Below are 13,233 nucleotides of genomic sequence, written 5' to 3'. Positions count from 1 at the left end.
CACACGGGGTGCGGACCCTGGGGCCGCCGGGTTCGCGACGACCATCGTCCGCACGACGGCTCCCGGGTCCGCCCGAGCCGTCACGCAGTGGGGTGCCCCTCGGGGTGCCGCACGACGAGCCTCCGCTTGCCGACCGCAGCGGGGGCTCTTTGTCGTTGCGGACAGGTCCGGACCATGAGGTCCCCGGAAACCTCCGGGAGATCACGCAGAACACAGGAGCACGGCATCAGCGATCCACGTATCAATGACAGAATCCGAGTCCCCGAAGTCCGCCTCGTCGGACCCGCAGGCGAGCAGGTCGGCATCGTCCGCGTCGAGGACGCACTGAGGCTGGCCCGCGAATCGGATCTCGATCTGGTCGAGGTGGCGCCCAACGCCAAGCCGCCGGTGGCCAAGCTCATGGACTTCGGCAAGTACAAGTACGAGGCCGCGGTCAAGGCCCGCGAGTCGCGCAAGAACCAGACGAACACGGTCCTCAAGGAGGTCCGGTTCCGGCTCAAGATCGACACGCACGACTACGAGACCAAGGTCGGCCACGCCAAGCGGTTCCTGGGCGCGGGGGACAAGGTCAAGGCCATGATCCAGTTCCGCGGCCGCGAGCAGCAGCGCCCGGAGATGGGCGTCCGCCTGCTCCAGCGCTTCGCGAACGACGTCGCCGACGTCGGCGTCGTGGAGTCGAACCCCCGGGTCGACGGCCGGAACATGGTGATGGTCGTGGGACCGCTCAAGAACAAGGCCGAGGCCAAGGCCGAGGCGCGCCGCCAGAAGCAGCGCGACGAGGCTCGTGCGGAGAACGAGCGCAAGGCGAAGGAGAAGGTCGACACCTCCTCCGCCGAGCCCGTGACCCAGTCGATCGGGGACGCGTTCCCGGCCGAGCTGAGAGAGCGGGCCGCGCAGGGCGAGCAGCAGGCGGCACCGGAGCAGCAGACGGCACCGGAGCAGCAGACGGCACCGGAGCAGCAGGCGGCGCCGGAGCAGCAGGCGGCCCCCGAGCCGCAGGCGGCACCGGAGCAGCGGACGGCGCCGGAGCCGAAAGCGGCGCCGGAGCCGAAGGCGGCGCCCAAGCCGAAGGCGGAACCGGAGCAGCAGCCGGCTCCGGCGGGGCCGGCCGTGCCGAAGCCGAAGGCCGCTCCTGCGCCGAAGCCGCCGGCCTCGCGCCCGGCCCCCGGCCCCCGGCCGGGCCCGGCCAAGGCCTGATCCCGTCTCGAGCGGGCAGCAGAACTGACAGCGCCCCGTGGGTGCGACCGGACCCGGTCGCGCTCCGGGGCACCGAAGAGGCACGGCGGACGTCGTCGTGCCCTCCGGTGGAGACCACCGGACGAATCGTAAGGAGCGGCACACATGCCGAAGATGAAGACCCACAGCGGGGCGAAGAAGCGTTTCAAGCTCACCGGGACCGGCAAGGTGAAGCGCCAGCAGGCCAACCGCCGCCACTACCTGGAGCACAAGTCCTCCCGGCTGACCCGCCGCCTGGCCTCCGACCAGATCGTGGCCCCCGGCGACGCCAAGGTCATCAAGAAGATGCTGGGCAAGTAGGCCCGCACGCATTCCCCGGGGAGCGCCGCTCCCCGCCCCGCACAGATGTGACCTCCCGGCCGATCGGCCGGGACCGAAGTGAAGGAGTACACACGTGGCACGTGTGAAGCGGGCGGTCAACGCCCACAAGAAGCGCCGGGAGATCCTCGAGCAGGCCTCCGGCTACCGCGGCCAGCGCTCGCGCCTGTACCGCAAGGCGAAGGAGCAGGTCACCCACTCGTTCGTCTACAGCTACAACGACCGCCGCAAGCGCAAGGGCGACTTCCGCCGGCTGTGGATCCAGCGCATCAACGCCGCGGCCCGCGCCAACGGCCTGACCTACAACCGCTTCATCCAGGGCCTCAAGGCCGCTGAGGTGGAGGTCGACCGCCGCATGCTGGCCGAGCTGGCCGTCAACGACCAGGCCGCGTTCGCCGCGCTGGTCGAGGTCGCCAAGAAGGCCCTGCCGGAGGACACCTCGGCGCCGCGCGAAGCCGCCGCCTGAGCCCTGCCGCCGCAGTGACTCTCCCGGAGCGCCTGGCCGACCGTCCGATGTCCAACCCCCGAGCCGATCGGGTGAAGGACGTCGCGGGACTGGCCGGGCGCTCCGCGCGTTCCAAGCGCGGGCTGTTCCTCGCCGAGGGACCGCAGAACGCCCGTGAGGCGCTGGCCCGCCACCTCGCGCAGCCGTGCGTGGACGCCGTCTACGTGACCGAGGAGGCACTGGACCACCACCCGGACATCGCGGCGCTGCTCGAGCGGGTGGTCGCGGACCGGTCCGTGTTCGTGCGCCTGGCCACCCGGGAGGTGCTCGGCGCCATGAGCGACGCCGTGACCCCGCAGGGGGTCGTCGTCGTGTGCCGGGCCCTCGACGTGCCGGTGGCGGACGTCCTCGCCGCCCGGCCCCGGCTGCTGGCCGTCCTGGCCCGCGTGCAGGACCCGGGCAATGCGGGCACCGTGCTGCGGGCCGCGGACGCCGCGGGCGCCGACGCCGTCGTGCTCACCGCGGGGAGCGTGGACCTCTACAACCCCAAGACCGTGCGCTCGACCGCCGGCTCCCTCTTCCACCTCCCCGTGACCGTCGGCGCGGACCTGCCCGAGCTCGTCGCGGCGGCCCGGTCCGCCGGGTGCGGGATCCTCGCCGCCGACGGCTACGGTGCCCTGGACCTCGACCGGCTCCAGGACGCCTCGGCGGCCCGCGCCGCGGGCGCCCCCGACGTCGAGGACGTGGCCTACGACCTCGCCCGTCCCACCGTCTGGCTGTTCGGCAACGAGGCCCGGGGCCTGTCCGAGGCAGAGAAGGAGCTCGCCGACCACCGCGTGGCCGTGCCGGTGCACGGGCGGGCCGAGTCCCTCAACGTGGGCACCGCCGCCACCGTGTGCCTCTACGCCTCGGCGCGCGCGCAACGACGGGGCGCCGACCGGTGACCGCCTCCCTGCCCACCACCTTCCGCACCCAGGTGGTCGGCGCAGCCCTGCTCGACGACGCCGTCCGCCCCACCGCTCTCCTCGCCGCCCAGCGGGCCTACCCCCAGGCCTTGCGCGGACTGTGGGAGTTCCCGGGGGGCAAGCAGGAACCCGGCGAGTCCTGCGAGGACGCCCTGGTGCGGGAGTGCGCGGAGGAGCTCGGCGTCGACGTCGAACTGCTCGCCGAGGTACCCGGGCCGCACCCGCAGGGCTGGCCGCTCACGGACACCGCCGCGATGCGGGTGTGGACGGCCGCCGTGCGCGGCGGGTCGCCCGCCGCGGCGGCGGGGGAGGATCACCTCGCCGTCCGGTGGGTGCCGCTCGCGGATCCCGGCGCCGTGCTCGGCCTCCCGTGGATCCCGGCGGACCTGCCGATCGTGCGCGCGCTGCTCGGGGGGCTCGCTCCCCGGCCCCGGGCCTGACCGCCGTACCCGTCCCATCACCGAGCGCGACGATCCCCCGTGCACGGGATGCGAGACGTCTCGTCCCGAGAGATCGCATCTGTCGTTCTCCGACATCGGCTCCACGGTCGGACCTGCGGAGCGGCCTGCGGCGATCCAAGCCGCGGAACAGCTCAATGCCGGCACGGTGGAGGTGCTCGGTCCAGCAGGACATTCCGGTGCCGGGTGGTCAGGCGGCGGTGGTCGCCCGGGACGTGCTCGCGCGCTGAATGAGCTGGGTCGGCAGCACTGCGTGTTCGGCCGCCGGAGCGGGGTCCGAGGTGGAGTTCTGCAGACGACGGAGGGCCATGTCGACGGCCGTGCCGGCGAGGAGCCGGGGGTCCTGGGCCAGGGTGGTCAGCCGAATATAGGGCAAGGAGGCTTGTTCGGAGTTGTCGAAGCCGACCACGGACAGGTCCTCGGGTACGGAGCGCCCCAGGCCTCGGGCTTGGCCGATCACCCCGATCGCGCACCGGTCGTTGAATGCGATCACGGCGCTGGGGGCTGGGTCCTGGCTCAGGAGCCAGGTGAGGGCGGCAGCTCCTTCGGCCTCGGAGGCGCCGCCGGGCACGATGAGTGTCCGGTCGGACAGTCCGGCCGCTGCCATGGCGTCTCGGAAGCCGGCGCGGCGGCCTTGTCCGCCGGCTTCGCGGTCGGCATCGATATAGGCGATACGTCGGTGGCCGAGGCCCACGAGGTGCTCCACGGCCAGTACCGCACCGTGGTGGTCGTCGGTGGCCACGCTGTCACAGGTCCGGGTGGTGAGCGCGCGGGTCACCGAGACCATGGGGAGAGTCGCGCCGGTGCGCTCCAGATGTTCCGGTGGCAGGGCGCTGCCGAGCAGGATCAGGGCCTCGCACCGGTCGCGCAGCAGGGCCTCCACCGCGGCACTCTCCCCACGGTGCGGCGTGACGGCGGAGAGGACGACGTCGTAGCCGTGGTCCAGGGCGGCAGCGTGGAGGCCGTCAAGTATTTCGCCGTGGAAGGGCTGCACCGGTTCGAAGGCGACCCCGAGCAACCGGGAGCGGCCCTGGCGCAGCAGCCGGGCCCGCTCGTCCCGCCGGTAGCCGAGCTCGGCGGCCACGGCCAGGACGTGGGCGCGGGTCTCCTCACTGGCCCCTGACGCCCCGCGGAAGACGATCGAGACCAGCGGCTGGGACACCCCGGCCGCCCGGGCGACATCGCGCATGGTGACGCGCCGCGGGCGGCCGGGAGTATCCCGGTTCGTGGAGACAGGGGTCATCTGGAGGCGATGGTGAAGGCGGCGCGGAAACGCTCCAGAGCCACCTCGGGGTCGTCGGCGGCAAAGGCTTCCATGGCGATCACTCCTTCGTATCCGGTCTCGGCCAGGGCGGTGGCCACCCGGGGGTGGTGGATCTCCCCGGTTCCGGGTTCGCAGCGTCCGGGCACATCGGCCACCTGGACCTCTCCAATATACGGAAGGGCCCGGGCGCACAGCTCCACGAGGTTCCCCTCCCCGATCTGGGCGTGGTAGAGGTCGAGGTTCAGGCGCAGGTGGGGGCTGTCCACGGCGGCGACCAGGGCGAGGGTGTCCTCGGCCCGTGCGAAGGGCACCCCGGGGTGGTCGACGACGGTGTTGAGGTTCTCCAGGGTGAAGACCCGGCCGTGGCGCTCTCCCAGCGCGGCCAGCCGCTCCAGGGTGCGGGCGGCGGCCAGCCAGTCCGCGCCTGTCACGACCTGCTGCGGCACCACCGGCAGTCCCTGAGGGTCCAGGCCGGTGCCGTGGACGTTGAGCCGCGGGCAGTCGATCACGGCTGCGGCCTCCAGGGAGTCCTCGGCGGTGCGCAGCAGCTCCGAGGCCCCGTCCGGGTCGACCAGGCTTCCGGAGACGTAGCCGGTCATCGACCCGAACCGGGCCCCGGTGGCGGCCAGGGCGGACAGGTCCTTGGTGGTCCAGTCCCAGATCTCCACCTCGAACCCGGCCTCGTGCAGTCGCCGCACCCGCTGCTCGAACGGGAGATCGACGAAGAGCATCTCCGCATTGGCCGCGAGAACGAACCCGTTCATCGGGTGGCCCCCGTCAGGTCCAGGGCCACCGGCGCGCCGGTGCGGCAGGACTCGATGCAACCCAAGGCGATCCGCAGCGCATCCCGAGCGGCTTCGACGCCGGGGCCCTGCGAGAGGTGCCCGAGGGCGGTGTCGGTGAAGGCCTGCAGCTCCCCGGTGTAGGCGCCGCGCATGGACTGGGTGTCGGCGCGCACGGTGTCGGCGTTGATGCCCTCGGGCCCGTAACAGCGCAGGCTCGAGGCCGCCAGGTCTCCCACGGTGACCATCCCGGCGGAGCCGAAGGCCTCGGCTCGGGTGTCGTAGCCGTAGGCGGCCGAGAAGCTGGCCTCGGCGGTGGCGATCGCCCCGTTGTCGTAGCGGATCGTGACCACGGCGGTGTCGAGCAGCCCGGCGTCCTTGTACTCCGGGGCCACCAGGGCGTCGGCCACCGCGTGGACCTGCGCGGCACGGGCTCCGGGGTTGAGGAAGTTCAGGGTGTCGAAGTCGTGGATGAGGGTCTCGAGGAAGATCGTCCACGGCGCCACTGCCGCCGGATCTGCCAGTCCCGGGTCGCGGGTGACCGAGCGCAGCAGCTGCGGGGTGCCGATCCGCCCGGCCTCGATCGCAGCCTTCGCCTGCGGAAAGCCGTCGGCGAAGCGGCGGTTGAACCCGATCCGGAACAGCACCCCGTGGGTCTCCACGGCCTGCCGGACCCGGTCGATCTCTTCCAGGGTCATCCCGGCCGGCTTCTCGCAGAAGATCGCCTTGCCCGCGGCGGCGACCTGCTCCACCAGCCCGGTGTGGAAGCGGGCCGGAGCGGTGATCACCACCGCCTCCACCGCCGGGTCGGCCAGCATCTGGGCCGGGTCGGTGTACGCGGCAGGAACGTGCAGCGCGGTGGCCAGTCGCGCCGCGGCGCCCTCGACCGGATCGGCGATCGCGACCAGCCGGGCGTTGGGCACGGTGCGGGCGATCAGTTCGGCGTGGCTGGAGCCGATGCGGCCGGCGCCGATCAAGCCGATGTTCAGAGTGCGGTTTTCGGACAAGGAATTCTCCTTCGGGTCATGACGGGAGGGCGGTAGAGGTTGTCCAGGACCGGCTGTAGCAATGTGTCCTGACAAACCCTTGGCAGAAAGCCTAGTACGTATTAGTGTGATCGACAACACAGCGGCACGGGGTCTCCAGCACAGCGCATCGAAGCGCGAGGGTCCCGGCCAGAAAAGGAGAATTCTCATGACTGCACCGCGCATTCCTGGCCCGCAGCGCGCAAGGCGGGCAGCCCTGCGTCCCTGGGTCGCGGCGGCAATGCTCGTCCCCTCCATGGCCTTGGCAGGATGCTCCTCCGAGGGCGGCCGCACCGAGGCCCAGGGAGGTGGGGAGGGCGGCGGTCAGGTGGCCCAGACCGACCCGATGAAGATCGCGATGGTCACCCACGCCGCTCCCGGTGACACGTTCTGGGACACCATCCGCAAGGGGGCGGAGGAGGCCTCGGCGAAGGACAACGTGGAGTTCCTCTACGGTTCCGACCCCGAGGGCGGTCGGCAGGCCCAGCTCGTGCAGCAGTACATCGACCAGGGTGTGGACGGCATCGCTGTGACCCTGGCCAAGCCCGACGCGATGCGCGATGTGCTCGATCGGGCCGAGGAGGCCGGGATTCCGGTGGTGAGTCTCAACGCCGGGGAGAACGAGTTCCAGGACGTGGGTGCCTTCGCCCACTTCGGCTCCAACGAGCGACTGGCCGGGGCGGCTGCCGGCGAGCGGCTCCAGGAGGAGGGGCTGGAACACCCGATCTGCGTCATCCAGGAGCAAGGCCACGTTGGGCTGGAGGCCCGCTGCGCCGGCGTGAAGGAGGTCCTGCCGGAGACGGAGATCCTCTACGTCCAGGGCACCGACATGACTCAGGTGTCCTCCACCGCCACCGCCAAGCTGCAGACCTCCTCGGCGGCCGATTCGATCATCGGCCTGGGCGCCCCGTACACGATGACTTTGCTCGGGGCCAAGGAGTCGGCCGGCAGTGGGGTGGCGGTGGCCTCCTTCGACATGAACGGGGAGCTGGCTCAGGCCGTCGTGGACGGCGACGTGCTGTTCACCGTCGACCAGCAGCCCTGGCTGCAGGGCTACCTGTCCGTGGATTCGCTGTGGCAGAACCACCGTGGGGCCTTCAAGATCGGCGGTGGCCAGCCCACCCTGACCGGCCCCGCCATCGTGGATTCGTCCAATGCCGAAGAGGTCCTCGAATACGCCAACGAGGGCATCCGCTGAGCGGGCCCGGAAACCAGGAGAAAATGATGTCCTCTACTCGCACACCGTCCGCTCCGGCGCCTGATCGCAGTTCCTCCGGGGGAGCCCGAGGCGCCTCCCGGCCTTCCGCCGCTGCGGCGGGAGCCGACGAGCGGATCCAGACCCGTGGCCTGTTCGGCGCCCTGATGGCCCGCCCCGAGATCGGGGCGCTGGTCGGGGCGATCGTGGTCGGGCTGTTCTTCGCGATCGCCGCCCCCTCGATCACCCAGGCCCAGTCCATCTCCACCGTCCTCTACGGGGCATCGACCATCGGGATCATGGTCGTGGGGGTGTCGTTGCTGATGATCGGTGGGGAGTTCGATCTCTCCACCGGGGTGGCGGTGATCTCCTCCGCGCTGGTCGCCTCGCTGTTCAGCTGGTTCTTCGCCGTCAACGTCTGGGTCGGAGTGGGCATGGCGCTGCTGACCTCCCTGCTGATCGGTCTGATCAACGGGGCACTGCTGATGCGCACCAAGCTCCCGTCCTTCATCGTCACCCTGGCGACCTTCCTGATGCTCACCGGTCTGAACCTCGCCCTGACCCGCCTGATCGGAGGCTCCGTCTCCTCACCCTCGATCAGCACCATGGACGGCTTCGCCTCGGCCAAGGCGATCTTCGCCTCCTCGGTGACCATCCTCGGGGTGGACGTGCGGATCACCGTTCTCTACTGGATCGTCCTGACCCTGCTCGCCACCTTCATCCTGCTCAAGACCAAGGTCGGGAACTGGATCTTCGCCGTGGGCGGGGACGAGAACGCCTCCCGCGCCGTGGGTGTGCCGGTGGCGAAGACCAAGATCGGGCTGTTCATGGGCGTGGGACTGTGCGCCTGGCTGCTGGGCATGCACAACCTCTTCGCCTTCGACTCGGTGCAGTCCGGTGAGGGCGTGGGCAACGAGTTCCTCTACATCATCGGGGCGGTGATCGGTGGGTGCCTGCTCACCGGCGGATTCGGCTCCGCGATCGGCGGGGCCCTGGGCGCCCTGATCTTCGGCATCGCCTCCCGCGGCATCGTCTACGCCGAGTGGAACCCGGACTGGTTCAAGTTCTTCCTCGGCCTGATGCTGCTGATGGCCACCATCGTCAACATGTACGTGCGCAAGCGCATCGAGAGGAAATAGGTGAGCCCCGTGGCCACAGAGAAGACCACCAACACGACCACACCTGCCCCAGGCGCCCACACCGCTGCCGACGCCGGTCCCGGCCCACTGGTGGAACTGGAACAGGTCGGCAAGCGCTACGGCAACATCATCGCCCTGCGCGAGGTCACCATGACCGTCGAGGCAGGGAAGGTCACCTGCGTGCTCGGCGACAACGGGGCCGGGAAGTCCACCCTGATCAAGATCATCGCCGGCCTCCACCAGCACACCGACGGGACCCTGCGGGTCAACGGCGAGGACACCACCTTCACCTCCCCCCGCCAGGCCCTCGACGCCGGGATCGCCACCGTCTATCAGGACCTGGCCGTGGTCCCGCTGATGCCGGTGTGGCGCAACTTCTTCCTCGGCTCCGAACTCACGAAGGGCTTCGGCCCGTTCAAGCACCTGGACGTGGCGACGATGAAGGCGATCACCAAGCAGGAGCTGGCCGACATGGGCATCGACCTGCGCGACGTGGACCAGCCCATCGGCACCCTCTCCGGCGGTGAGCGCCAGTGCGTGGCCATCGCCCGGGCGGTGCACTTCGGGGCGAAGGTGCTGATCCTCGACGAGCCCACCGCGGCCCTGGGCGTGAAGCAGTCCGGGGTGGTGCTGCGCTACATCCTCCAAGCCAAGGAGCGGGGCCTCGGGGTGGTGTTCATCACCCACAACCCCCACCACGCGTACCCGGTGGGGGACCGGTTCCTGCTGCTCAAGCGCGGGAAGTCCATCGGCTACTACGAGAAGCAGGACATCACCGTGGGCGATCTCACCGCCCAGATGGCCGGCGGCGCCGAGCTGGAGGAACTCACCCACGAGCTCGAACAGCTCGGCGGCCACACCCAGCAGATGCAGCAGGTCCAAGCCGACATGGCCGAGTCCCGGGCGCGCCCCCGCGCCTGAATGAATCCCGCCCGCCGGGCGCCGCCTCCGNGAGTTCCGTACGGGCTCGGAGGCGGCGCCGGACTCGGCCCAGGGTCCAAGGCATGCAGTGGAGGCCGAGCTGCACCTCGACCAGCCCGCGTCCACCACACCTCACGGTGTTTGACGCTCCGTACCCCGAACCCCTGGGGAGTCCAACATGACCGCAACCTTGCCCCTGCCGATCGACAAGAACTCGCCCGTCCCGCTCTACCACCAACTCGCTCTCGTCCTGGAAGCGGCCATCCGCAGCGGAGCCCTGACGCCGGGCACGAGGCTCGACAACGAAATGGTGCTGGCGGCCCGATTGCGCATCGCCCGAGTCACCGTGCGCAGTGCCCTGAAGCTCCTGGTCGATGCCGGTCTGGTGGTACGCGCTCGACGGGCCGGTACCTACGTCACCGATCCGGACCAGTGGGTGTGCCCTGATGCGCCGTCCACCTCCTCGTAAGGGTTCCTCGGCAGCCGTCACGCACCCGCGGTGCGGCAACGAACCGGACTCACCACAAGTTCACCCGGACGATCGAACCGCACTCCACCTGCACGAGCCACAGCACCGCGCAGCGTCCTGACTTGTCGGCCGAACCGCGAAACCACGTGCTCGGACGAACCATCATCCGGCCGGTGCTGCTATCGATCCACACAGGCTTCACCAGATCGTCGACAAAGGAGTTCACATGTCACGCACCTCCCCGGCCGGCCATCGGGTCGATCTTCCGCCGTTGACCAAGGGGCCGATCCGCCGGAACCGTGGGGCAGGTCAGAGGGCGATGTAGCAGTAGGGGTTCCCTCTTCGGCGGGTGCGGAGGACTGGATTGTTGCGTCCGTATCACTGGGGACTGGACTCGGGGACTCGGTCCCCAGGCCGGACGGGGCACCGGAGCAGCGGCTGGCTGCCGGTCAGCCGATCACGGTCAGGGCCGAGGGCGCGGATTCGATCCTCACCTCGGTGTTCGCCGGGACGGCGCGGACCTCGCCGTCGAGCTGGTAGGGCATCGGTTTGAGGGCGGTGAATTCGTAGCTGGACACACTGGGCTGGTCCCCCAGCCCCGTGGTGGCCGCGCGGAAGGCCTTCAGCAGCACCTTCCACTTGGCGGTGTGCGGGAAGAGCACCACCTCGAACTTCCCATCGGCCGGCCGCTCCTGCGCCTCGCTCAAGGTGGCGTACTTGGCCATCCGGGAGATGTTGGCGAAGACGAGGCTGTCGACCTTGGCCCGGGTGCCGTCGGCGTGCTGGATCCGGAAGGGACGGAACTTCGCGAAGGTCCGCACCACCGAGACCATCTCCTTGAGCGCTCCCTTGTTGCCCTTTTCCATGTCGATGGCCACCACCGGGGTCAGTCCGAAGCCGATGTAGGAGTGGGCGTAGACGGACTGGGCCCCCGGACCGTCCCCGGTGGACAGGTGCAGCAGGTCCATCTCTCGCACCCGGCCTTCGGCGATGGCTGCGGCCAGGGGCTTTCGGGCGGTGGTGCGGTGGTGGTCGTTGGCGTTGCCGGCGGGAACCACTGCGCACACGGTGTCGGTGGTTCCGGCGGACATGACTCCGTTGATGACCTCGTTGTAGCCGCCGTCGCCGCTCACCGAGACCACCAGGGCGTTCGGTGTGCCGGCCGCCTCCTTCGCCAGGTCCACGGCGTGCCCGGCGTGGGCGGTGGGCAGCATCCGGATCCGCGGGGTGTAGGGCAGATCCTGACTCAGCTGATCGCGCACCTTCGCGGCCAGGTCCGGAGCGTCCCCGGTGCTGTGCGGATTGAAGATCACACAGATGGCCTCGAACCGGCGGACAGCCGGATCAGTGGTGTCGGTGGCGTCTGTGGCGTGGCTGGTGTCCATGGTGTGCCTGTCTGTGATGGCCCGGGGAGGGTCATGCGGTGTCGCGGGCGTCGAGCTCCGCCTGCAGTTCCTGGCGCCGGTCCATGGTCGAGCAATCGGGCCCGGCGGGATCGGTGAGGTAGTCGTGGTCGAGCTGGCGGGTGATCCGGGAGTGCAGCACCTGCAGGTCCGCCATGCCGAGTGCGGTCAGGTCTTCCGGGAAGTCCTCCCGCGGGTCCATGCGGCTGCCCGGTGTCCTTGTGGGCGCGGGGTCCATGGGTGCGGCCGGGACCGGTGCCACCAGGGCGGGGGCGGTCTGCTCGTGGGGCGTGGAGTGCTGGTGGCGCCCGGTGTGGTCAGCGGCGGTGGTGGTCATGAGAGCTCCTGTGGGCCGGGGTCGGGCATCGATGTGCTCGCGGTGCTGGGTGCGGTGGGGTGGAGCTGGGCGTGGAGTCCGCCCAGGAGGATGGTGATGCCCTGGTCGAGTTCGGCCGCCCCGTCGTAGTCGGCCAGCAACGACGCCATGGCGCGCAAGCGGGGAAACTGGCGGGCGGGCAGCCGGTGCAGCCCCAGGCGCAGCAGGTCCTCGTTCTCCTCGGCGTCCACGACGATCTCCTGGAGCTCGTTGAGGACGTGCCCGTAGAGGAACGCGTAGTAGGCCCGGTAGACGTGCAGGGCATCGGCCGGGGCGAAACCCGCATCGATGAGCAGGGCGAGGATGTTCTCCAACGGGCGCAGGGTGCCCAGTGGGCGCAGCCCCAGCGGGGTGGACAGCGGGCGGGTCACCAACAGCGGCACCACGTGCGGATGCTCCAGGGCCAGGCGGCGGAAGTCGTGGGCGGTCCGGCGCAGCTGCTCCTGCCAGTCCGCCCCGTCGGTGGCAATGACCAGCTGGTCCAGCACCACCTCGGTGATCCCGTCGAGCAGATCCGCCCGGTTCTTCGCATACCGGTACAGGCCCATCGGGTCCCGGCCCAGCTCAGCGCCCAACCGGCGCATGCTCAACGCCTCCAGGCCCTCGGCGTCCACGAGCTTGAGGGCCGCAGTGAGCATGACCTCCCGGCTGAGCCGCGGCTTGTGCGCCTTGGCCTCGGAGGTCGGTGAGGGGTCCTCGACCGGGCCGGTCTCGGTGTCGGAGTCTGCGGCACGGGGGTTCATGGGCATCAGGGTCCTTCAATAAGGGGGCTTTGCTTAATCCGTAGTCTACACATACAGTCTACGGTGTAGGCAAGGCGTCGAGCACACTGCGCCCCACGCCTCCCTCTGATGGCACCGACGGCGATCCGCCGTCCGGCGCCCTGCCGAATCCGGCGCCCCTTGACGTCTTCAGGAGAATCCCTTGACGAACACTGCTTCCCACGCCGCCACCACCAGCGCCGACCACACGACCCGCCGCGCGACCGAGGCGAAGTCCGCGACCAGGACCACCGAGTTCATCGCCTACCTCGGCGTGCTGGTGGCCATCGTCGTGACGGCCATCCTGGTCGGGGACGGCGGGGCCGAGGACGGCGCCGATCTGTTCGACGCCCGTCAGGCCATGGAGTACATCACCTACCTGACCATCGCCTACCTGGTGTCCCGCGGGCTGGCCAAGTCCGGCAGCCGCGAGTCATACAGCGCCTGAGCACCCCCGACGGTCCCGGCGATCCGCG

The 13,233-nt window shown here is 70.3% G+C and carries 17 protein-coding genes; 10 read left to right on the top strand and 7 right to left on the bottom strand.

Annotated features, from left to right (window positions below):
* Positions 1-174 precede the first annotated feature (174 nt).
* The 5 genes from infC (at position 175) to ACH9EU_RS17455 (ending at position 3,404) form a co-directional block, all read left to right on the top strand.
* Positions 175-1,197 (top strand): translation initiation factor IF-3, encoded by a 1,023-nt coding sequence (gene infC / locus ACH9EU_RS17475; RefSeq protein ID WP_396415176.1) that lies wholly within the window; start codon positions 175-177, stop codon positions 1,195-1,197.
* A gap of 144 nt (positions 1,198-1,341) precedes the next feature.
* Positions 1,342-1,536, top strand: coding sequence for a 50S ribosomal protein L35 (gene rpmI, locus ACH9EU_RS17470; protein WP_017832891.1), 195 nt, complete (start codon positions 1,342-1,344; stop codon positions 1,534-1,536).
* Between the two features lie 94 nt (positions 1,537-1,630).
* On the top strand, positions 1,631-2,020 hold the full coding sequence (rplT, locus tag ACH9EU_RS17465) for a 50S ribosomal protein L20 (RefSeq protein ID WP_058858500.1): 390 nt from the start codon (positions 1,631-1,633) through the stop codon (positions 2,018-2,020).
* Positions 2,021-2,067: 47 nt separating this feature from the next.
* Positions 2,068-2,943 carry a TrmH family RNA methyltransferase gene (locus ACH9EU_RS17460; protein ID WP_396415175.1) on the top strand — a complete coding sequence of 292 codons (876 nt, stop codon included), beginning with the start codon at positions 2,068-2,070 and terminating at the stop codon, positions 2,941-2,943.
* The gene (locus ACH9EU_RS17455) at positions 2,940-3,404 is read left to right on the top strand and encodes an NUDIX domain-containing protein (RefSeq protein WP_396415174.1); all 465 of its coding nucleotides are present in this window, start codon (positions 2,940-2,942) and stop codon (positions 3,402-3,404) included. The genes ACH9EU_RS17460 and ACH9EU_RS17455 overlap by 4 nt, the downstream gene beginning before the upstream one ends.
* Before the next feature lie 208 nt (positions 3,405-3,612).
* On the opposite strand, the gene ACH9EU_RS17450 is transcribed toward ACH9EU_RS17455, so the two are convergent.
* The 3 genes from ACH9EU_RS17450 to ACH9EU_RS17440 are packed head-to-tail and all read right to left on the bottom strand — an operon-like array spanning position 3,613 to position 6,475.
* A complete protein-coding gene (locus ACH9EU_RS17450; protein WP_396415173.1) occupies positions 3,613-4,611 on the bottom strand; it encodes a substrate-binding domain-containing protein in 999 nt (332 codons plus the stop codon).
* 50 nt (positions 4,612-4,661) lie between these two features.
* Positions 4,662-5,450 (bottom strand): TIM barrel protein, encoded by a 789-nt coding sequence (locus ACH9EU_RS17445; protein WP_396415172.1) that lies wholly within the window; start codon positions 5,448-5,450, stop codon positions 4,662-4,664.
* Positions 5,447-6,475, bottom strand: a complete 1,029-nt coding sequence (locus ACH9EU_RS17440) for a Gfo/Idh/MocA family oxidoreductase (RefSeq protein ID WP_396415171.1) — start codon at positions 6,473-6,475, stop codon at positions 5,447-5,449. The genes ACH9EU_RS17445 and ACH9EU_RS17440 overlap by 4 nt, the downstream gene beginning before the upstream one ends.
* Before the next feature lie 187 nt (positions 6,476-6,662).
* Here ACH9EU_RS17440 and ACH9EU_RS17435 point away from each other — a divergent pair, with 187 nt between their 5' ends.
* From ACH9EU_RS17435 to ACH9EU_RS17420, 4 genes are all read left to right on the top strand, one after another.
* Positions 6,663-7,691, top strand: a complete 1,029-nt coding sequence (locus ACH9EU_RS17435; protein ID WP_396415170.1) for a substrate-binding domain-containing protein — start codon at positions 6,663-6,665, stop codon at positions 7,689-7,691.
* A 164-nt stretch (positions 7,692-7,855) separates the two neighbouring features.
* Positions 7,856-8,827: an ABC transporter permease subunit gene (locus ACH9EU_RS17430; RefSeq protein WP_396415169.1), complete on the top strand. Its 972-nt coding sequence runs from the start codon at positions 7,856-7,858 to the stop codon at positions 8,825-8,827.
* Positions 8,828-8,914: 87 nt separating this feature from the next.
* Positions 8,915-9,748 carry an ATP-binding cassette domain-containing protein gene (locus ACH9EU_RS17425; protein ID WP_396415202.1) on the top strand — a complete coding sequence of 278 codons (834 nt, stop codon included), beginning with the start codon at positions 8,915-8,917 and terminating at the stop codon, positions 9,746-9,748.
* 178 nt (positions 9,749-9,926) lie between these two features.
* Positions 9,927-10,217, top strand: a complete 291-nt coding sequence (locus tag ACH9EU_RS17420; RefSeq protein WP_396415168.1) for a GntR family transcriptional regulator — start codon at positions 9,927-9,929, stop codon at positions 10,215-10,217.
* A gap of 49 nt (positions 10,218-10,266) precedes the next feature.
* Here the strand turns inward: ACH9EU_RS17420 and ACH9EU_RS17415 are convergent, their stop codons facing one another.
* The 4 genes from ACH9EU_RS17415 to ACH9EU_RS17400 all read right to left on the bottom strand — a co-directional run bounded on the left by ACH9EU_RS17415 (position 10,267) and on the right by ACH9EU_RS17400 (position 12,745).
* A complete protein-coding gene (locus tag ACH9EU_RS17415; RefSeq protein WP_396415167.1) occupies positions 10,267-10,443 on the bottom strand; it encodes a hypothetical protein in 177 nt (58 codons plus the stop codon).
* A gap of 223 nt (positions 10,444-10,666) precedes the next feature.
* Entirely contained in the window at positions 10,667-11,602 is a 936-nt protein-coding gene (locus tag ACH9EU_RS17410; RefSeq protein ID WP_396415166.1) for a diacylglycerol kinase family protein, read from the bottom strand.
* A 31-nt stretch (positions 11,603-11,633) separates the two neighbouring features.
* Positions 11,634-11,957, bottom strand: coding sequence for a hypothetical protein (locus ACH9EU_RS17405; RefSeq protein ID WP_396415165.1), 324 nt, complete (start codon positions 11,955-11,957; stop codon positions 11,634-11,636).
* The gene (locus ACH9EU_RS17400) at positions 11,954-12,745 is read right to left on the bottom strand and encodes a TetR/AcrR family transcriptional regulator C-terminal domain-containing protein (protein ID WP_396415164.1); all 792 of its coding nucleotides are present in this window, start codon (positions 12,743-12,745) and stop codon (positions 11,954-11,956) included. Before ACH9EU_RS17400 ends, ACH9EU_RS17405 begins: the two co-directional genes overlap by 4 nt.
* Before the next feature lie 175 nt (positions 12,746-12,920).
* Here ACH9EU_RS17400 and ACH9EU_RS17395 point away from each other — a divergent pair, with 175 nt between their 5' ends.
* Complete coding sequence (locus ACH9EU_RS17395) at positions 12,921-13,205, top strand: hypothetical protein (protein ID WP_396415163.1); 285 nt, start codon at positions 12,921-12,923, stop codon at positions 13,203-13,205.
* Positions 13,206-13,233 lie beyond the last annotated feature (28 nt).

Source organism: Kocuria rhizosphaerae, from assembly GCF_044462265.1.
Classification (GTDB): domain Bacteria; phylum Actinomycetota; class Actinomycetes; order Actinomycetales; family Micrococcaceae; genus Kocuria; species Kocuria rhizosphaerae.
This window is presented reverse-complemented; position numbering and strand designations above follow the sequence as displayed.

Coding starts and splice junctions, on each gene's coding strand:
- ACH9EU_RS17420 (WP_396415168.1), top strand. CDS start 9,927: ATGACCGCAACCTTGCCCCTGCCGATCGACAAGAACTCGCCCGTCCCG.
- ACH9EU_RS17450 (WP_396415173.1), bottom strand. CDS start 4,611: ATGCGCGATGTCGCCCGGGCGGCCGGGGTGTCCCAGCCGCTGGTCTCG.
- ACH9EU_RS17435 (WP_396415170.1), top strand. CDS start 6,663: ATGACTGCACCGCGCATTCCTGGCCCGCAGCGCGCAAGGCGGGCAGCC.
- infC (WP_396415176.1), top strand. CDS start 175: ATGAGGTCCCCGGAAACCTCCGGGAGATCACGCAGAACACAGGAGCAC.
- ACH9EU_RS17460 (WP_396415175.1), top strand. CDS start 2,068: ATGTCCAACCCCCGAGCCGATCGGGTGAAGGACGTCGCGGGACTGGCC.
- rpmI (WP_017832891.1), top strand. CDS start 1,342: ATGCCGAAGATGAAGACCCACAGCGGGGCGAAGAAGCGTTTCAAGCTC.
- ACH9EU_RS17405 (WP_396415165.1), bottom strand. CDS start 11,957: ATGACCACCACCGCCGCTGACCACACCGGGCGCCACCAGCACTCCACG.
- ACH9EU_RS17430 (WP_396415169.1), top strand. CDS start 7,856: ATGGCCCGCCCCGAGATCGGGGCGCTGGTCGGGGCGATCGTGGTCGGG.
- ACH9EU_RS17410 (WP_396415166.1), bottom strand. CDS start 11,602: ATGGACACCAGCCACGCCACAGACGCCACCGACACCACTGATCCGGCT.
- ACH9EU_RS17400 (WP_396415164.1), bottom strand. CDS start 12,745: ATGCCCATGAACCCCCGTGCCGCAGACTCCGACACCGAGACCGGCCCG.
- ACH9EU_RS17445 (WP_396415172.1), bottom strand. CDS start 5,450: ATGAACGGGTTCGTTCTCGCGGCCAATGCGGAGATGCTCTTCGTCGAT.